This window comes from Litorimonas sp. RW-G-Af-16, from assembly GCF_048319245.1.
In the GTDB taxonomy this organism is placed as follows: Bacteria; Pseudomonadota; Alphaproteobacteria; order Caulobacterales; family Maricaulaceae; genus Litorimonas.
In genome coordinates this window covers 719,826-737,936 of the sequence record NZ_CP166993.1, presented here as the reverse complement: position 1 = coordinate 737,936, position 18,111 = coordinate 719,826, and the positions used below count along the sequence as shown (strand labels likewise).

The 18,111-nt window shown below is 53.2% G+C and carries 14 protein-coding genes and 3 pseudogenes; 12 read left to right on the top strand and 5 right to left on the bottom strand.

Features of this window, described 5'->3' with window-relative positions; genetic code table 11:
- The first annotated feature begins 90 nt into the window (after nt 1-90).
- Both AB8615_RS03625 and AB8615_RS03620 read left to right on the top strand, forming a co-directional pair.
- On the top strand, nt 91-1,251 hold the full coding sequence (locus tag AB8615_RS03625; RefSeq protein WP_409433579.1) for an acyl-CoA dehydrogenase family protein: 1,161 nt from the start codon (nt 91-93) through the stop codon (nt 1,249-1,251).
- Between the two features lie 72 nt (nt 1,252-1,323).
- Entirely contained in the window at nt 1,324-1,938 is a 615-nt protein-coding gene (locus AB8615_RS03620) for a hypothetical protein (RefSeq protein WP_418152703.1), read from the top strand.
- Between the two features lie 76 nt (nt 1,939-2,014).
- Here AB8615_RS03620 and AB8615_RS03615 read toward each other — a convergent pair whose 3' ends face one another.
- The 5 genes and pseudogenes from AB8615_RS03615 to AB8615_RS03595 all read right to left on the bottom strand — a co-directional run bounded on the left by AB8615_RS03615 (nt 2,015) and on the right by AB8615_RS03595 (nt 7,011).
- On the bottom strand, nt 2,015-2,473 hold the full coding sequence (locus AB8615_RS03615; protein ID WP_409433577.1) for a MaoC family dehydratase: 459 nt from the start codon (nt 2,471-2,473) through the stop codon (nt 2,015-2,017).
- 24 nt (nt 2,474-2,497) lie between these two features.
- A pseudogene (locus AB8615_RS03610) lies at nt 2,498-3,636 on the bottom strand (acyl-CoA dehydrogenase family protein).
- A 3-nt stretch (nt 3,637-3,639) separates the two neighbouring features.
- Nucleotides 3,640-4,818: an acyl-CoA dehydrogenase family protein gene (locus AB8615_RS03605; protein ID WP_409433575.1), complete on the bottom strand. Its 1,179-nt coding sequence runs from the start codon at nt 4,816-4,818 to the stop codon at nt 3,640-3,642.
- Nucleotides 4,815-5,732, bottom strand: a complete 918-nt coding sequence (locus AB8615_RS03600) for an SDR family NAD(P)-dependent oxidoreductase (protein ID WP_409433574.1) — start codon at nt 5,730-5,732, stop codon at nt 4,815-4,817. The genes AB8615_RS03605 and AB8615_RS03600 overlap by 4 nt, the downstream gene beginning before the upstream one ends.
- 102 nt (nt 5,733-5,834) lie before the next feature.
- Nucleotides 5,835-7,011 (bottom strand): annotated as a pseudogene (locus AB8615_RS03595) (acetyl-CoA C-acyltransferase).
- 223 nt (nt 7,012-7,234) lie between these two features.
- Between AB8615_RS03595 and AB8615_RS03590 the strand changes: the two are divergent.
- The 10 genes and pseudogenes from AB8615_RS03590 to AB8615_RS03545 all read left to right on the top strand — a co-directional run bounded on the left by AB8615_RS03590 (nt 7,235) and on the right by AB8615_RS03545 (nt 18,066).
- Entirely contained in the window at nt 7,235-9,022 is a 1,788-nt protein-coding gene (locus AB8615_RS03590) for an acyclic terpene utilization AtuA family protein (RefSeq protein ID WP_418152700.1), read from the top strand.
- Nucleotides 9,023-9,084: 62 nt separating this feature from the next.
- Nucleotides 9,085-10,645, top strand: a pseudogene (locus tag AB8615_RS03585) (acyl-CoA carboxylase subunit beta).
- Nucleotide 10,646: 1 nt separating this feature from the next.
- Nucleotides 10,647-11,450 (top strand): enoyl-CoA hydratase/isomerase family protein, encoded by an 804-nt coding sequence (locus AB8615_RS03580; RefSeq protein WP_409433570.1) that lies wholly within the window; start codon nt 10,647-10,649, stop codon nt 11,448-11,450.
- Between the two features lie 2 nt (nt 11,451-11,452).
- Nucleotides 11,453-13,450, top strand: a complete 1,998-nt coding sequence (locus AB8615_RS03575; protein ID WP_409433569.1) for an acetyl-CoA carboxylase biotin carboxylase subunit — start codon at nt 11,453-11,455, stop codon at nt 13,448-13,450.
- Nucleotides 13,447-14,259, top strand: a complete 813-nt coding sequence (locus AB8615_RS03570) for a TIGR03084 family metal-binding protein (RefSeq protein WP_409433568.1) — start codon at nt 13,447-13,449, stop codon at nt 14,257-14,259. Before AB8615_RS03575 ends, AB8615_RS03570 begins: the two co-directional genes overlap by 4 nt.
- Nucleotide 14,260: 1 nt before the next feature.
- On the top strand, nt 14,261-15,226 hold the full coding sequence (locus tag AB8615_RS03565; protein ID WP_409433567.1) for an NADPH:quinone oxidoreductase family protein: 966 nt from the start codon (nt 14,261-14,263) through the stop codon (nt 15,224-15,226).
- 11 nt (nt 15,227-15,237) lie between these two features.
- On the top strand, nt 15,238-15,861 hold the full coding sequence (locus AB8615_RS03560; RefSeq protein ID WP_409433566.1) for a LysE family translocator: 624 nt from the start codon (nt 15,238-15,240) through the stop codon (nt 15,859-15,861).
- Nucleotides 15,862-15,908: 47 nt separating this feature from the next.
- On the top strand, nt 15,909-17,039 hold the full coding sequence (locus tag AB8615_RS03555; protein ID WP_409433565.1) for an iron-containing alcohol dehydrogenase: 1,131 nt from the start codon (nt 15,909-15,911) through the stop codon (nt 17,037-17,039).
- The gene (locus tag AB8615_RS03550; RefSeq protein WP_409433564.1) at nt 17,036-17,470 is read left to right on the top strand and encodes an acyl-CoA thioesterase; all 435 of its coding nucleotides are present in this window, start codon (nt 17,036-17,038) and stop codon (nt 17,468-17,470) included. The genes AB8615_RS03555 and AB8615_RS03550 overlap by 4 nt, the downstream gene beginning before the upstream one ends.
- Nucleotides 17,467-18,066 (top strand): metal-dependent phosphohydrolase, encoded by a 600-nt coding sequence (locus tag AB8615_RS03545; RefSeq protein ID WP_409433563.1) that lies wholly within the window; start codon nt 17,467-17,469, stop codon nt 18,064-18,066. The genes AB8615_RS03550 and AB8615_RS03545 overlap by 4 nt, the downstream gene beginning before the upstream one ends.
- Nucleotides 18,067-18,111: the final 45 nt, after the last annotated feature.

Below are 18,111 nucleotides of genomic sequence, written 5' to 3'. Positions count from 1 at the left end.
CCGCATCTCGCATAGGCGAATTTCACTTTCGTCGCATTTACATTTGCGTTGACGGGTCGCACTATCGCAAAAAAATAACGGGAGAGATCTATGGATATTTACACAGACGAGCATCGCGCGATCCGCGAGACGATGCACAAGGTCGTGGAACAGCACATCAATCCCTACGTCGATCAGTGGGAGCGCGAGCGGATTTTCCCTGCCCATGAAGTCTTTAAAAAACTCGGCAATGCAGGGCTTCTCGGTATTCAAAAGCCTGAAGAATTTGGCGGTATGGGTCTGGATTATTCCTATAATGTCGCGGCCGTCGAAGGCCTTGGGCGCATTAATTGCGCGGCGATCCCGATGGCGATTGGCGTGCAAACGGATATGGCCACGCCAGCGCTTGCGAAATACGGCAGTGACGCGCTACGCCGCGAATTTCTCGCGCCTGCGATTGCGGGCGATATGGTAGCGTGTATTGGCGTGTCCGAACCCTCCGCAGGATCAGACGTGGCGAACATCAAAACGACCGCCAAATCCGACGGCGATGATTACGTCATCAATGGCGGCAAAATGTGGATCACCAACTCCCTTCAAGCCGATTTTATGGTCATGCTCGCCAATACGGGCGACGGGCCGAAGCACCAGAACAAAAGCCTCATAGTTGTCCCTATGGACACAAAGGGCGTGATCAAAGCCAAGAAGCTCGAAAAAATTGGCAATCACAGTTCTGATACGGGGCAGATTTTCTTCGAGGATGTTCGTGTTCCCAAGCGCAATCTGATCGGCCAAGAAGGCGCGGGCTTCGTTTACCAAATGCAGCAATTCGAGGAAGAGCGCCTCTGGGCGGCTGTTTCCACCCTGCCCGGTCTACAAGCCTGCATCGATGAAACCATTGAATATGCACGCCAGCGGCAGGTGTTTGGCAAGTCCGTGCTGGACAATCAAGTCGTGCATTACCGCCTCGCGGAGCTACAAATCGAGGTCGAGATGTACCGCGCGCTGGTCGAAAAATGTGTAAAGCAATATGCGGAAGGCGAGAATATTAGCAAACTCGTATCCATGCTAAAAGTTAAGTCAGGCCGCCTCCTCCGCGAAGTGACTGATAGCTGCCTCCAATATTGGGGCGGCATGGGATATATGGACGAAACCCCGATTGCCCGCCGCTTCCGTGACGGCCGCCTCGCCTCCATTGGCGGCGGCGCAGACGAAGTTATGCTCGGCGTAATCTGCAAAATGCTCGGCACAGCGCCTGGGCATAAGAAATAAATATATCCACGGTTTCCTTTTTGCCGACACAGTCACGGTGTGACCCAAGCGACGGAACAGAGATTAGCTATTGTGAGTGCAGCGATAAATGTGCTGCTGCTGCGCTATTCCGTGTTGATCATGGCGGCTTTGCCAGATGCGGCGGCTGTCTTGCGATTATCTGTAAAAATGGGGCGCGGCTTGCGGCGCAATCTGCGTGAGAGCGCCAAGATACAGGCCCACGCCGCGCGAGAACGGCTATCGCAGGACGCGGGCTTTCGGGCGGAAATTTTGTCTGATTTGGGCGGGGCATGCGCTATGGCGGCATGGCACAATCGGCGACATAAGGCGAAAGTCAGCGCGGCGTTTCGCGTGGCCAATGGTCTGCCTGCCGCAACTTTCCCTAATCAATCACCTGCTGCCAAATCCACTGCTCGCGCCGTTTATCAACCTAAGACAGATCGCTACGGCCTGTTTCGATTGGCTGTCATTCAAAAAGGCGCCCGCGGTGACCTTCCCGAAACAGCGGCTAAGCCGCGGCGTAAATATCAAACTGTCACACGGATCTGGCGCGCGCCCTTGATTGAAATTCACCCTGATGATTTGGGCGCAAGGCCGCCTTTGGTCCCTCGTGATAGATATGAAAAGCGGTCTGTTTTCACTGTTTCAACAGACCGTAAGCCGCCGATATTTAGGCCGCCCATTTAATTAATTATTTCAGATAAAGGCACATCCTACGCGGCGCAGTCGGGTGACAAAGCCGCGTGGGCGGTGTTGCGTTAGGCTAGGCGACGAACTGCATGCCCAGCCAATCGGCGACCAAAGCGGGTTTGTCTTCGCCGTCAATTTCAACTGTGACTTCTTGCGTCATTAGAAATTGACCAGGACGTTTTTCATCGACAGCTTTGAGGACAAACCGCGCGCGGACTTTTTTGCCGACTTTTACAGGGGCAAGAAACCGCATTTTATCGAAGCCGTAATTGACGCCCATCTTCGCGCCTTCCACCGTCAGGCCAGCGCCTTCTGCAAATTTAGAGAGGAGAGATAACGTCAAAAATCCATGAGCAATCGGACCGCCAAAAGGAGTCATTTTCGCCATCTCTGGATTGACGTGAATGAATTGGTGATCTTCGGTGACATCGGCAAATTGATTGACGCGGTCTTGTTCAATCGTGATCCAATCGCTGACCCCTAATTCCGTGCCGATCAATCCGGCTAGCTCGTCTGGTTTCGCTGTTTTCATGTCACTCTCCCCGAGTTGTTATGATTAAAATTGCTTCGCTTTTGCAAATGCATTCATGTGATAATGCGCATCTCCGAGGAGTTCTTGCAAGACCCGAATGCGTTTCATGAAAAGGCCAATATCGTATTCGTCCGTCATGCCAACGCCGCCGTGCATTTGCACGCCTTCTTGGCTGGCAAGTTTGGCAACAGACCCGAGTTTCGCCTTGGCCATCGCGCAGTAAAGCTCTGCCTGCGGATCATTCATGTCCAAGGCGGTCAACGCGCCCATGACAGCAGATCGAGCGATTTCAAGCTCGGAATAGAGGTGGCTTGCGCGGTGTTGAAGCGCTTGAAACTCGCCGATGATTTTGCCGAATTGCTTGCGCTCTTTGATGTAGGCAACGGTGTCTTCAAACGCCTGCGCCCCTGCACCGAGAAGTTCAGCGGCAACCACAGCGCGGCCTGCATTAACGACTTTGGTTAGCACAGCCATGCCGCCGTCAAGGTCGCCAAGGAGTGCATCGCCAGAGACTTCGACGTCGGTCAGGTCGATCCGCGCCGCATTACGGCTGTCGACCATAATGGTGCGTTCAACCGAGACGCCTTTAGTTTGAGGATTAAGAATGAAAAGAGATAGACCATCCGTATCGCCTGGCTCACCCGATGTTCGGGCCGCCACGATTAACGCATCTGCCACATGGCCGTCCACGACCATCGCTTTCGCGCCGTTGAGTTTGAAGCCATTACCAGATTTCTCGGCGGTTGTGCTTGTGCCAGCCGGGTTGTGCTTCGCGCCTTCATCGAGAGCAACGGAAATCACCGCCTCACCGCTCGCGATTTTGGTAAGCCATTCTTTTTTTGCTCTGACGTGCCGCCTTCGCGCAGCGCGGTCGCGGCCAGAACTGCCGTCGAAAGAAAAGGCGAGGCCGACAAATTACGCCCCATTTGCTCAGCCACAAGACCCGCCGCCATAAACCCCATATCGACACCGCCGTGATCTTCGTCCACGACAATGCCCGCAAAACCCATCTCGGCCATTTCGGCCCAGAGGCCGCGGTCAAAGCCAGTTTCGTCTTTTGTGTCGCGCAAAGTCCGCAGCGCTTTGACGGGGGCTTTTTCTTTGAAGAACCCCTCCGCCGTATCGCGGAGCATCACTTCATCGTCGTTCAATACGAGTGCCATAATCTATGCCCCAGGGAGTTGGAGAATGTGTTTGGAAATAATATTGAGCTGCACTTCGGACGTCCCGCCCTCAATCGAATTGCCTTTGGTTCGCAGCCAACTGCGCGAGAGGCGGCCGTCATTGGACCGCTCACCTTCCCATTCGAGGCCGTCATGACCCGCGCCGTCCATCATCAACTCATAGCGGCGCTTGTTCAATTCTGTGCCGTAATATTTCAGCATAGAGCTATCGGCGCCCATGCTGGACCCCGCCTTGGCTTCGGCGAGTTTACGGGCCATGGTCAGGCCAAACGCCCATTCGTCAATCTCGGCTTCGGCGATTTGCGCGCGCAGCATCGGGTCGGCGAGTTGGCCGTTTTCAAGCCCGATATGAGCGGCGGCGACCTCGTGCATCGGACGGGAAATACCCTCACCCGAGGCGCCGATCATTTCTCGCTCATGTGTCAGCAGATATTTTGCGACGTCCCAGCCTTTATGCTCTTCGCCGACGAGGTTTTTCTTGAGCGCTACGGCATCCGTCAAAAACGTCTCGCAGAATGGGGATTTGCCAGAGATCAATTTAATCGGCTTTGGCTCCACACCAGGTTGGTCCATATCAAACAGCACAAAGCTAATACCGTGATGTTTCTTACCCGTATTATCTGTCCGCACGAGGCAGAAAATCCAGTCCGCTTGATCGGCGTAAGACGTCCAGACTTTCTGGCCATTGATAATATAATGATCACCCTTATCTACGGCTTTCGTGGCGAGAGACGCCAAATCCGACCCTGCGCCAGGTTCCGAATAGCCCTGACACCATCGGATTTCACCGCGTGCAACGGGTGGCAAATGCTCCAGCTTTTGCGCTTCTGTGCCGAATTTCAGCAGCGCTGGCCCCAACATCCAAATGCCAAAAGACGAGAGCGGCGCGCGCGCATTAATGCGCTTCATTTCCGACAGAAGGACTTTCTCCTCCGCACGGCTCATACCTGCGCCGCCATATTCTTTGGGCCAAGTCGGGACTGTATAGCCCTTTGCGACACACGCTTCGAGCCAGTCTTTTTGCGCCTTGGACTGGAACGTAAATTTGCGCCCGCCCCAACAAAGGTCGGGATCGCCTGTGATGGGTTGGCGCATGTCTTCAGGGCAGTTCACCTCAAGCCAGCTGCGGATTTCGTGACGAAGTTCTGTCAGGTCGCTCATTTGATGAAGTCTCCATTTTGAATACGTGTCAGGAATTTGGCGCCCTGCTGTCCGCCATTTGTAAACTCTTCCGCACCGTCCGTGGACCGAATTTGATCAATGAATTTGGCGACGTTTTCGGCGGTCTGCTCGCCTTCGGACAGATTGATACCTTGGGTTTCAATGACCTTCGTTTCAGAATATCCGCCCGCCCCAGCGCACAAGATCATGCGATTGGGCGCGTCGTCACAAACGAGATAGACCAAGCCCGCCGAGACAGACTCAACTGTCAGCTTTTCAAGGATTTCCTCTGGCATCAGGTTTTCCGTCATCCGCGACCGCGCGGTCGGGCTCAGCGTATTCACGCGAATATCGTATTTGGCCCCTTCCAAACACAGCGTGCGCATGAAACCCGACAGGCCAGCTTTGGCCGCGCCGTAATTAGTCTGCCCGAAATTGCCATACATGCCGGAGGAGGACGTCGTCATGACGATGCGTCCATACTGGTTTTCCTTCATGTGGTTCCAAACAGCTTTGGTGCAAGTGGCCGAGCCGTGCAGATGCACCGCAACAACGAGTTTCCAATCATCCATCGTCATTTTAGAAAAGGACTTGTCGCGCAAAATGCCTGCATTATTGACGAGGATGTCAATCTTGCCCCATTTCTCAATCGCGGCATCAACCATCGCTTGGACTTCGGCTTCATTGGTAACATTGGCACCATTGGCCATCGCCTCACCGCCTGCTGCGATAATTTCGGCCACGACGTTTTCCGCCATCGTTGCGCCGCCGCCCGTGCCGTCAACAGAGCCGCCCAGATCGTTGACGACAACTTTCACGCCGCGAGACGCCAGCGCCAAAGCATGCGAACGACCAAGGCCGCCGCCTGCGCCTGTCACGATAGCGACGCGGTCTTTGAATTCGATTTTACTCATGTTTTTGATCCTGTAATATATAAATCGTGGCGGCTCACTTACGCTTGCCATAGCCTACCGAAAATCGATAATAACCGATTTTTCCAAGCTTTGCCTGAATTGTTAGGCGACCTCAAAAAGACCGGCTGCGCCCATGCCGCCGCCAACGCACATTGTGCTGACCACATATTTTGCGCCGCGGCGTTTGCCCTCGATCAAAGCATGCGCAACCATGCGCGCGCCAGACATGCCGTAAGGGTGGCCCACAGAAATAGCACCACCATTGACGTTCATATTCTCCATCGGAATTCCCAGCTTATCGCGGCAGTAAATCACTTGCACGGCGAAGGCTTCGTTCAACTCCCACAAGTCAATATCATCCATGGTCAAACCGTTCGCTTTGAGCAATTTTGGGATAGCGAAGACCGAGCCGATGCCCATTTCATCCGGCTCCAGACCTGCGACAGCCATACCGCGGTAAATGCCGAGTGGGCTGAGATTACGTTTCGAGGCTTCTTTGCCTTCCATCAGCACAGAAACAGACGCACCGTCAGAGAGTTGGGACGCATTGCCCGCTGTGATCGTATAGTCAGGGCCACGCACAGGCTTGAGGCTTTGCAAGCCTTCGAGCGTTGTGGACGGGCGGTTGCCTTCGTCTTTGGCCAGTGTGACTTCCTGCTCAGAGACTTCTTTGGTTTCTTTGTTCATGACTTTCATCGTGCTGGTCATCGGCATGATTTCATCGTCGAACTTACCAGCTTCTTGCGCGGCATGTGTGCGCTGCTGACTGATCAAAGCGTATTCATCCATGGCATCACGCGAGACGCCGTAACGCTTAGCGACGATCTCAGCCGTATCGATCATTTGGATGTAGGCGTTCGGATGTTTCTTCACGACATTCATATCAGGGGCGACGCGCATCTCGGCGGTCTGCACCATAGAGATCGACTCGACACCGCCGCCAATGACGATCTGCTGATTATCAACGATGATCTGCTTGGCGGCCATACCAATCGCCATCATGCCAGAGGAACACTGACGGTCAATCGATTGCGCGGGCACTGTCACAGGGAGGTTCGAGGCGAGGACAGCGTTTCGGCCAATCGTCACTTGCACGCCTTGTTGCAGCGCACAGCCCATATTCACGTCTTCAACCTCTGCGCCGTCAATAGCTGCGCGCTTGACCGCTGCGTCAATGCAGTGACCTGCGAGGGTTGGGGACGGCGTGTTGTTGAAAGCCCCGCGATATGCGCGGCCGATCGGTGATACGGGCAGTTGAGACGATGACAGCTTCGCGCATAGTATTCTCCAAAATGTGTAAACGTGATTATTCTTACGATGCAGGGCGGCATTTGAATAGTAACATTTTGTATAGCGTCCATAGAAGCCTGTATGGCGATGCGCTTTCATCCCTGTTTCGCGCAAGTTTTTTCCACCAGCCTCGCAAATTCGAGGCAGATTTTACGGGGGCATTTGACATAGTGCGTTTCTAGGCTTTTATAACAGAAAAGATGGGAAATGGTTTGACACAGACGATCAACATTGGTGGCGCGAGCGGATATTGGGGCGAGAGCGCCATGGCGACGCCGCAATTCTTGGCTCACAAAGAGGCGGGCGGCGCGCTCGACTATCTGGTTTACGACTATTTGGCCGAGATCACGATGTCGATTTTGGCGAGGGCCAAAGCCAAAGATCCAAGCAAGGGCTACGCGACAGATTTTGTCGACTACGTGATCCGTCCTTTCGCTGACCGCATTGCCAGCTCTGGCGTGAAATTGCTCGCCAATGCGGGGGGCGTGAATCCAGAGGCTTGCGGCGCGGCTGTGCGCGAGATCATCAAAGAAAAAGGCCTAGACCTGACTGTTGCGGTCATTACGGGCGATGACCTGCTGGGTAATAAAGATAAAATTGCTGCCGAAGGCTTGCGCGATATGTTTGACGGGCGCGACTTTCCCGATGTTGATAAAATTCTCAGCATCAACGCCTATCTCGGCGCGTTTCCTGTGGCGAAAGCCTTGGCAGCGGGCGCAGACATTGTGATCACGGGTCGGTGCGTCGACAGCGCCGTGACGCTAGGCGCGTTGATCCATGAATTTGGATGGGAGGCGACGGATTGGGATTTGCTCGCCAGCGGATCGCTCTGTGGGCATATTCTCGAATGTGGCCCCCAAGTGACGGGCGGAAACTTCACAGATTGGGAAGACGCTGGCGACATTGCCGAGATCGGCTACCCCATCGCCGAAGTCGCAGCGGATGGGAGCTTTGTGACGACCAAGCCAGACGGCACGCAGGGCATCGTCAATGTCGGGACGGTGTCAGAGCAAATGCTCTACGAGATCGGCGATCCGCAGGCTTATTTCCTGCCCGATGTTATTTGTGATTTCTCCGAGGTCACAATCATTCAGCAAGCCCCGAACCGCGTGCAAGTCTCGCCCGCCAAAGGCCGCCCAGCCCCCGCGACTTACAAAACCTGCCTCACCTATGCGGACGGGTTCCGCGCGGGCACCTACGTTACGCACTACGGCGGAAACGCTACGGCCAAGGCGCAGAAATTTGGCAAGGCCGCGCTGGATCGTGCGAACAAAGCGCTGCGTGTTTTCAACCTCGGTGAATATACGGAATTTTCACAAGAAATCATGGGCGCGGGCAGTCAATTTGGCGAAGCCCGCGAGAGCGATGAAGTCGTGATGAAACTCGCCGTGAAGCACCCCGACATGCGCGCATGCGCAATCTTCCTCAAAGAAGTGTCAGGCCTCGCCCTTGCCACCCCGCCTGGCCTGTCTGGCTTTACGGGCGTGAGGGCCAAACCGTCACCCGTGGTGAGGTTGTTTTCTTACCTGACCCCCAAAGGCGAACTGCCTGTCAAAATTGATGTGGGCGGGAATGTCATCACTCATACAGATGCGCTTTTCTCGCCAACGCCTGCACCTATCCCGCACACTCTGCCAAAGCCGCCGCAGGATGCAGACACAGACGTCCCGCTGATCAAGCTCGCATGGGCGAGGTCGGGCGATAAAGGCAACAAATCCAATATCGGCATTATCGCACGCCAGCCCGAATATCTCCCCTATCTAGTTGCCGCTTTGACCCCTGATATAGTTGAGGGCGCGCTATCGCATTTTATGGAAACATCTGGTGCAGTCGAGGTCTTCCACCTTCCCGGTAGTCATTCGATCAACTTCCTGATCGATAATGTGCTGGGCGGCGGTGGGCCTGCGAGTTTGCGCAATGACAGCCAAGGCAAGGGCTACGGCCAAATCCTGCTGCGCCAGATGATCAAAGTCCCCTCCCACATTGCGAGCCAAATTTAGTGGCGGTTTTCACCTCACGTATCCAGACAACGTCTGACAGTTTTGCGCAAAACCGCGCGGATATGCTGGCCTTGATTGATAAGCTTGAGGCGCTTAACGCGCGTGCGCCCGCTCTCTCCGCCGCGAAAAAAGCGCGGTTTGATAAGCGAGGTCAACTCCTGCCCCGCGAACGGCTGGCGCGTGTGTTAGATGCGGGCATGCCCTATCTGGAGATCGGGAACCTCGCAGGATATTTGCTCGATACCGATGACGAAACTCGCTCAATTCCAGGCGGGACGATCATGGCAGGCATTGGGTTTATCAACGGCACCCGCGTCGTCATCGTGACTGACGATAGCGGCATCAAAGCTGGCTCATTGACCACGGCGGGTGGCTACCGTTTGGAACGTGCGCAAGAGATAGCTTTGCAGCAGAAACTCCCCTTCGTTCATTTGGTCGAAAGCGCGGGCGGTGATTTGATGAATTACACGGTCGAGAGCTTCGTCAATGGCGGCACATTATTTGCCAATCTTGCGCGACTGTCCAAAGCGGGCATACCCGTTTTGTCTATTCTGCACGGCAGCTCGACAGCGGGCGGTGCCTACATGCCTGGGCTGTCTGATTATGTCATCGGCGTCAAAGATCGGGGCCAAGCTTTTCTCGCGGGAGCCGCCTTTGCTGAAAGCCGCAACGGGCGAGATAGCCACAGCGGAGGAACTCGGCGGCGCGGACATGCACGCCACTGTGTCAGGCTTGGTCGAGTATTTAGCCGAAGACGATAGCGAGGCGTGTCTGATGATGCGCGAAGTCATTGCGCGTCTGCATTGGAATGATCGCTGCCCAGACCCCAAACCCAAAACATGGTCTGAGCCAGTTTATGATATTGCGCAGATTGCGGGTATTGTCCCCACGGATTATCGCAAACCCTATGACGTGCGGGAGGTGATCGCGCGCATCGTTGACGGTTCTGATTTTTCGGATTTCAAGCCTGGTTACGGCGAAAGCACTGTTTGTATCCAAGCCTCGATTTATGGTCAGGCTTGCGGAATTATATCCAATAATGGCCCGATTGATCCGAACGGGGCGACCAAAGCGGCGCAATTCATTCAACTGATGGATCAGGCTGACACGCCCTTGATATTTCTTCAAAACACGACGGGCTACATGGTCGGCAAAACGTATGAACAAGCGGGCATGATCAAGCATGGCTCTAAGATGATCCAAGCGGTGACGAACACATCTGTGCCGCGTATCACTCTGATGATTGGCGCAAGTTTTGGGGCTGGGAATTACGGCATGTGCGGTCGCGGATATAATCCTGATTTCCTCTTCACATGGCCCAATGCCGCCACGGGCGTGATGGGCGGAGAGCAAGCGGCGGGTGTCATGGCAATCGTCGCGGAAGCGCAAGCGGCTCGCAGCGGGACGGAGGTCGATCCTAAAACTGCCGCCAAGCAAAAGGCCGCTCTCACGGATATTTTCGACAGCCAGTCCAGCGCGTTCTACACATCTGGGCATTGCTTGGATGACGGCATGATCGACCCCCGCGACACACGTAAAGTGCTAGGCTTTTTGCTGGGCACTGTCTGGGAAGGACGGCACCGAAGCGTGAAAGATAACAGCTTTGGCATAGCAAGGATGTAACATGACACAGCTCCCAAACACGACATTACTGGATCTAGAGTTAAATGATGGTTGGCTTACCATCTGGCTCAATTCTCCGTCTAATCGGAATGCCTTGTCCGATACTTTGATGGCAGAATTTGTCGCGACTTTGGAGGCGGTTAAACCTGACCGATCCGTCCGCGGGATTACGCTACGTGGGCGCGGAGGCGTATTCTGTTCTGGCGGAGATTTAAAGAGCTTTGCGAGTGGGCAAACAAATCCTTCCCGAGGCCATTTTATTAAACTCAATCGCGGCATTGGCGACGTGTTCGACCTCCTCCAATCCATGCCGCAAGTCGTGATCGCTTTTGTCGAAGGCGCAGCGATTGCGGGCGGGTTAGGGTTGATGTGTTGCGCTGACGTAATTGTCGTGACAGAGGACGCGAAGTTCTCTCTCACCGAGACCATGATCGGCATAGTGCCTGCGCAGATCGCGCCGATTGTTGTCGCGCGTGTCGGTCTACCAAAGGCGCGACGGCTAATGCTTACGGGGGCCCGATTTACAGGCGCGGAAACAGACACGTTCGGACTGTCTGACTTCATTATTACTAACGCATCAGACTTCGCAGAATTAGAGGCGCAATTAATTCACGGCGTCAAACGCTGCGCGCCAGGGGCTAACGGATTGACGAAAGAAATTCTCGTGGCGACGCCCTATCTTGATCGAGAGGCACAAAAAGATTTTGCCGCTGAAAAATTCACTGATGCGATTTTGTCCGATGAAGGCAAAGAAGGCATTGCGAGCTTCTTGGAAAAACGCAAGCCGTCTTGGTCAATGAATTAATTATGGCGCGTGAATTAAATCAATCTATCACATCTATTTTGATTGCCAATCGGGGCGAAATCGCTTGCCGAATTATTCGAACAGCCAAGCGCATGGGGATACGAACAATAGCGGTATATTCCGATGCGGACGCGCAAGCTCTGCATGTGAAACAAGCCGATCACGCAGTTCATATCGGCGCCTCACCTGCGACTGAAAGCTATCTTTCGATTGACGCCGTGATACACGCCGCCAAGTCAAGTGGGGCGGATGCCGTCCATCCGGGGTACGGCTTTCTATCTGAGACCGCAGACTTCGCGCGAGCTTGCGAGGCAGCGGGAATAATTTTCATCGGGCCTGGCGCTGACGCTATTAATTTAATGGGAGATAAAGCCCAAGCTAAGCGCCGCATGATCGCAGCAGGCGTGCCCTGCATCCCGGGCTATCAAGGCGAAGATCAAACCGATGACAACCTGCTTCAACAAACGAAATTAATTGGCTTCCCCGTCATGGTGAAAGCGGCGGCTGGCGGCGGCGGACGCGGTATGAGGTTAGTCCCAACGGGCGAACAATTCATGGATGCCCTGCATGACGCCCGGGCAGAAGCTAAGAGCGCATTTGGCTCTGATCAATTAATTCTAGAACGCGCGATTCAACAGCCGCGCCATGTTGAAATACAGATTTTTGCAGATCAATTTGGCCATGTAATCCACCTCGGGGAAAGGGATTGTTCGGTGCAACGCCGCCACCAAAAAGTTATCGAGGAAGCGCCCTGTCCCATCATAACGGATAAGCTGCGGGCTGAGATGGGCGCTGTCGCCGTGCGCGCTGCAAAAGATATTAATTATTTTGGCGCAGGAACCGTAGAGTTTTTGCTAGACAGTTCTGGCGATTTCTTTTTTCTTGAAATGAATACACGCCTGCAAGTCGAGCATCCAGTGACCGAATTAATAACAGGTCTGGACTTGGTAGAAATGCAAATTCGAGTCGCACGCGGGGAGCCGCTGGGACTATCTCAAGAGGATATTCACTTCACGGGTCATGCGATTGAAGCCCGCCTCTATGCAGAAAATCCAGCTGAGGATTTCAAGCCTTCTACTGGACGATTAAATAAATTTCGTCTTGCGAATGGTGACGGCATCAGGCTTGATAGCGGGTTCAAAGCGGGCGATGAAGTATCGTCATTTTATGATCCAATGCTCGCCAAAGTAATTGGTTATGGCCCGACGCGAGACATCGCCCGACAACGATTAGTCACCGCCCTCAAAGATAGCGTCATCTTTGGTGTAGAGACCAATCAAAGCTTATTAATTAATATCCTCACGCAAGCCAATTTTGTAACAGGAAATGCCACAACTGGTTTTATTCAAGATCATTTCGGTGCGGGCACTTTGGAAGATATAAACTTCCCTGCAGATGCTATAATCATCGCATGTCTCTCTCGATTTAAGGCATCTCTAACTAAGGCCCTAGCAACGTCTTTGCCTCTCCCCTCGCCACTTTTAAACTGGAGCAGTGCAACGCCTATTCAAACAGCGTTTCAGTTCGACGAATTACCTGTTCTTGTGTCTCCCTTGGATAGAAAGAGTTTTAGGATTGAATTTAATTCAACTTCATATGACGCCAAAATTTTATCATTCAATTCAGAGCAAATTGAAGTTGAAATATCAGGTCGAAAGTTAAAAGCGTTTTGGCAATCATGTGGTGCGGCTGACATTGCGGTAGCGATAGAGGGACAGTCCTATAATTTCATCGATATGAATTCTGTTTTTGCGACGCGCGAGGCGCAGCGAGGTGCGGGAGACATCATCGCCCCAATGCACGGCACGCTCGCCAAGCTATTTGTAAAAGCCGGCGATGTTGTGACGGCTGGAACCCGCCTTGCCATTTTAGAGGCCATGAAAATGCAGCATGAAATTCTGGCAGACATTGACGGTACAGTAACAGATGTTGGCGCGAATATTGGCGATCAAATATCCGCGAACCAATTAATTTGTTCCATATCTGAGGCCACGTCATGATCTCCGAAGCTCTTGATTTCAGAGACGAGTCGCGTGCCGTCTATGATCTAATTAAAGACCTATCGCCCGCACAGATGCAATTCGTGACGCAGTTTAAATCATGGACGATCTACGATGTCATTGCGCACCTGCATCTTTGGAACATGGCGGCAGATTGGACTCTGAACGATCCTGCAAAATTTTCGGCTTTAATGGGACAAGTGATTGAGGTTTTCCAGGGCGGTAAAACGCATCAAGATTTGCAGCGGGAATGGGCCAGCTCTCAGGGTCTTGATAAGGGAGAGGACTTACGCGCAGCTTGGCAAAATGGGTATGAGACAGTAGCAGATATTTATGTTGACGCAGACCCTGACCAGCGCGTGAAATGGGGTGGCCCAGATATGTCTGCGCGCAGCTGTATTATCGCACGGCAGATGGAAACCTGGGCACACGCGCAGGCAATTTATGACGTGTTAGGTCAAGAGCGTATTGATAAAGACCGTTTGAAAAATGTCGCACACATTGGTGTGACGACATATAGCTGGTCGTTCAAAGTCAATGGCCGCACTCCGATTTTGCCCAAGCCCTATGTACGCCTCACCTCTCCTGAAGGCGGTATTTGGGAATGGAATGACCCTCAAGACGAGAACAGGCTTGAAGGCTCGGCCACAGAATTTTGTCAAGTCGTCACGCAATGCCGAAATATCGCCGATACAAATTTGACGACTATCGGCGAAGCTGCGACAGTCTGGATGTCTATTGCGCAGTGCTTTGCAGGGGGTGCGGAAATGCCCCCGAGCCAAGGCCAGCGTCACACAAAGGAAAATTAATATGCGCGCGATTGTTTGTCACGAATTCAAATCCTACACAGACCATAAAGTCGAAACAATAGAGGCGCCTGCGCTCAAACCCGGTCATGTTCGGATTGCGGTTGAAGCGGCGGGCGTGAACTTTCCAGATATTTTGATGACTGAGGGAAAATACCAAATCAAGCCGCCTTTTCCTTTTGTGCCCGGAGCGGAATGTGCGGGCGTTATCACAGAGCTCGCCGATGATGTGCCTTACCTGAAAGTCGGCGACCGGGTTGGCACGATGGTGATGAACGGCGCATTTGCGACGGAAGTCGTTGCCCCGATGATGGTGACTTGGCCACTGGGGGATATGCCATTTGACGTCGCAGCAGGCCTAGCACTGGTTTACGGGACGTCTTACTACGCGTTAAAACAACGGGCGCAATTAAAGGCGGGCGAAACGCTCTTGGTTTTGGGTGCTGCTGGCGGCGTGGGATTGGCTGCAGTAGAGCTGGGAAAAGCGATGGGCGCGACGGTAATTGCGGCCGCTAGCACGGCAGAAAAACTGGCCGTCTGTCGAGAACACGGCGCGGATCATTTAATTAATTATTCTGAAGAGGACCTCAAGTCTCGTGTCAAGGAACTCGGCGGGGCTGATGTGATTTATGATCCTGTTGGCGATAAATTCGCTGAACCCGCCATGCGAACGCTCAAGTGGTATGGCCGTTACATGGTCATTGGATTTGCAGGCGGAGAGATTCCGAAGATACCTCTTAATCTAGCGCTCTTGAAGTCTATCGATATTCGCGGTGTTTTTTGGGGCACATGGACGATGAAAGACCCCAAGGGGCATCGCGAAAATATGGGCGAGATTATGGAGATGGTCCGAAGCGGCACGATCAAACCGCGTATCTCTGGCCATTATCCTTTGGACGATTTTGTTGAAGCTTTTGATGAGTTGGCGAACCGCCGCGCGATGGGCAAGGTCATTTTGACCATGACGTAAAGCAAACGGGCATGGACAATCTCGGCGTTTTCATTCTCACGGCCTTTCTCATCGAAAGTACACCCGGGCCTAACATGGCTTTCTTAGCACTGATCAGTGCCACGGAAGGACGGCGATACGGCTTTGCTACCACACTTGGAGTCGCGCTGGGGCTGCTCATCATCGGCTTGTTGGCCGCGGCTGGCGTAGCGGCCGTTATCTCGCAAAGCCCGATAATGTTTCAAATTTTGCGATGGGGTGGGATTGTCTATTTGCTGTATTTGGCATGGGAAGGATGGCGCGAGGCTGGTGAAAATTCTCCATCAACTGCTCATGGTGCCAAGTCTAGCGCGACCTATTTTAGACATGGCTTAATTGTCAATTTGTTGAATCCAAAAGCTGCATTTTTCTACATTGCTATCCTGCCGACATTTGTTTCCACCACCGATACCAGCTTTACACAGACAGCGTCCCTCACCCTGTTATATGTGGGTATTGCGACCATCATGCACATCTTGATCGTGACATTTGCGAGCCTGTTTAACCCCTTTCTGGCCGATCCTAAGCGTAATAAAATGACGCGGCAGATACTATCTTTGGCGTTGGCGGTTGTTGCGATTTGGTTTGGTTATTCGACGCGTGGAGGTGTGAGTTAAATTGCGGACCAGCGCAATATCTGTCACAAGGATTCGAAGGATCATTCATGCACAGCTTTAAAACCGTTTCAGACATTCGTATCGCGCCGGGCGGAGCGGCGAAGCTGGATCATTATGTTGAGGGTTTATGCGATAATAAGCGCATTGCGATTGTGACGGATAAAGGCGTACGCGGACTGGGCTTGATGGATGCCGGACTGGCATCGCTGGAAGACGCGGGACATAAAGTCATGGTATTTGACGATGTCGTCGCAGATCCCCCAGACCATATCGTGCAAATGGGGGCTGACAAAATTCGGGATTTCGGTGCGGGGCTGGTCATCGGATTTGGTGGCGGGTCGCCTATGGACACGGCAAAAGTCATTGCCCATTTGGTCGGCTGCGATCAGCCACTTTCAGAGATTTACGGAGTCGGCAATGCGCGCGGCCCGAAGCTCCCCCTCCTCTTGATGCCCACAACCTCTGGCACCGGCAGCGAGGTCACGAATGTCGCGATCCTTACGACGGGCAAAACATCCAAGCAAGGCATTGTGGCGGACAGCCTCTATGCGGATCGCGTGTTGCTCGATGCGGAGCTAACGCTCGGTTTGCCGAAGTCAATTACGGCGGCCACAGGCATAGACGCCATGGTTCACGCGATAGAGGCCTATACCTCTATCCGCCTGAAAAATCCGCTCTCAGACGCTATGGCGCTGACGGCTTTACGTAAACTCCGCGGCTCCATCGTCACGGCTTGCCATGAACCTGACAACATCAATGCGCGCAACGACATGCTGATGGGCGCGATGATTGCGGGTCAAGCGTTTTCCAATGCGCCCTGCGCCGCTGTTCACGCGCTCGCCTATCCGCTAGGTGGGTTTTTCCACGTCCCGCACGGGCTATCGAACGCGCTCGTTCTGACCGAAGTGATGAAGTATAATCAACCCAAGGCAGAGGGTTGGTATAGCGAAATCGCAACCGATCTCGGCATAGGCACAACAGCCAATAGTTTAATTGACGACATGCTACGGATCAAAGACGCAACAGACGTCCCGCAAACACTTCGTGCGGTCAACATACCTGCAGACGCCATCCCAATGATGGCCGAAGACGCCATGGCGAAGGAAAGGCTGCTGATCAATAATCCACGCCTGATGACGTATGACGCGACGGTGAAAATTTATGAGACGATCTTGTGAGCCGCGCTACACCCCCGACCCGCGACGCCTACCCGCATTTCCTCAAAATTCCGACGCGGTGGAATGACAATGATAGCTATGGCCACGTCAATAATGCGGTTTATTATTACTTCATCGACACAGTCGTGAATAGCTACCTCATCGATCAAGGTTTGCTGGATCTAAAGGAGAGCGAAACGATTGGCTTGGCGGTGGAAACAAGCTGCCAGTTTTTCGGCTCAATCACCTATCCTGACATCGTGCATGCTGGCCTTCGCGTCACAAAGCTCGGCCGTTCCAGCGTCACTTACGATATTGGTATCTTTAGGAATGACGAGACGACAGCCAGCGCGCGGGGACACTTCGTGCATGTCTATGTTGACGCGGTCACTCGACGGCCTACCCCTATATCTGATATAATGCGCCATAAACTCGGGGAGATTACGGTATGAACAAGATATCAGACATTCTGAAAGACGATCCTGCTCTGGTGAGTGAACAAGCCAAATTTACCCGCATGCAAGACGGCACCCTGGAAGACTGGCAGAAAATTGGAGCGGCACATAAGCAGGATTTCACCAAAACAGCTGACCGATTTATCGATATGCTCAAGCAGTTGGAAAATGCGACTCTTGGCTTTGCGTGCGACCAACTGCAACATGCCCTTATGTGTGGTACGCTCGCGCGGCGCGACGGGGCCACAGATGAGCAAATCGTGATCGCGCTTTGCCACGACATTGCCAAGGTCATCAACGTCCCCAATCACGGCCCAATCGCAGCCGAAATGATGCGGCCTTATATTTCTGACGATAGCTACCACGTCATTCGCAATCACCAAGCTTTCCAAGGTGAGCATTATTATCACTATATGGGCGCGCCGACGGATTTGCGGCTGCAGTGGAAAGACGAGCCGTGGTATGATCTGGCCGTGAAACTAGTCGATGAGTGGGACGCACCCGCTTTTGATCCTGACTTTGAGGCTGATAGTTTGGAGAGCTTTATCCCGCTAATGCGGAGGGTTTTCCATGATAGCCCGATGCCGTTATAGGCGCTGAATAACCTCCAACTTAATTTCTCCAACTAGCGCATATTC

Excerpts from the sequence above, each read along its gene's own strand:
- AB8615_RS03625 (WP_409433579.1), top strand. The coding sequence starts at position 91 with ATGGATATTTACACAGACGAGCATCGCGCGATCCGCGAGACGATGCAC.
- AB8615_RS03615 (WP_409433577.1), bottom strand. The coding sequence starts at position 2,473 with ATGAAAACAGCGAAACCAGACGAGCTAGCCGGATTGATCGGCACGGAA.
- AB8615_RS03605 (WP_409433575.1), bottom strand. The coding sequence starts at position 4,818 with ATGAGCGACCTGACAGAACTTCGTCACGAAATCCGCAGCTGGCTTGAG.
- AB8615_RS03600 (WP_409433574.1), bottom strand. The coding sequence starts at position 5,732 with ATGAGTAAAATCGAATTCAAAGACCGCGTCGCTATCGTGACAGGCGCA.
- AB8615_RS03580 (WP_409433570.1), top strand. The coding sequence starts at position 10,647 with ATGACACAGCTCCCAAACACGACATTACTGGATCTAGAGTTAAATGAT.
- AB8615_RS03575 (WP_409433569.1), top strand. The coding sequence starts at position 11,453 with ATGGCGCGTGAATTAAATCAATCTATCACATCTATTTTGATTGCCAAT.
- AB8615_RS03570 (WP_409433568.1), top strand. The coding sequence starts at position 13,447 with ATGATCTCCGAAGCTCTTGATTTCAGAGACGAGTCGCGTGCCGTCTAT.
- AB8615_RS03565 (WP_409433567.1), top strand. The coding sequence starts at position 14,261 with ATGCGCGCGATTGTTTGTCACGAATTCAAATCCTACACAGACCATAAA.
- AB8615_RS03560 (WP_409433566.1), top strand. The coding sequence starts at position 15,238 with ATGGACAATCTCGGCGTTTTCATTCTCACGGCCTTTCTCATCGAAAGT.
- AB8615_RS03555 (WP_409433565.1), top strand. The coding sequence starts at position 15,909 with ATGCACAGCTTTAAAACCGTTTCAGACATTCGTATCGCGCCGGGCGGA.
- AB8615_RS03545 (WP_409433563.1), top strand. The coding sequence starts at position 17,467 with ATGAACAAGATATCAGACATTCTGAAAGACGATCCTGCTCTGGTGAGT.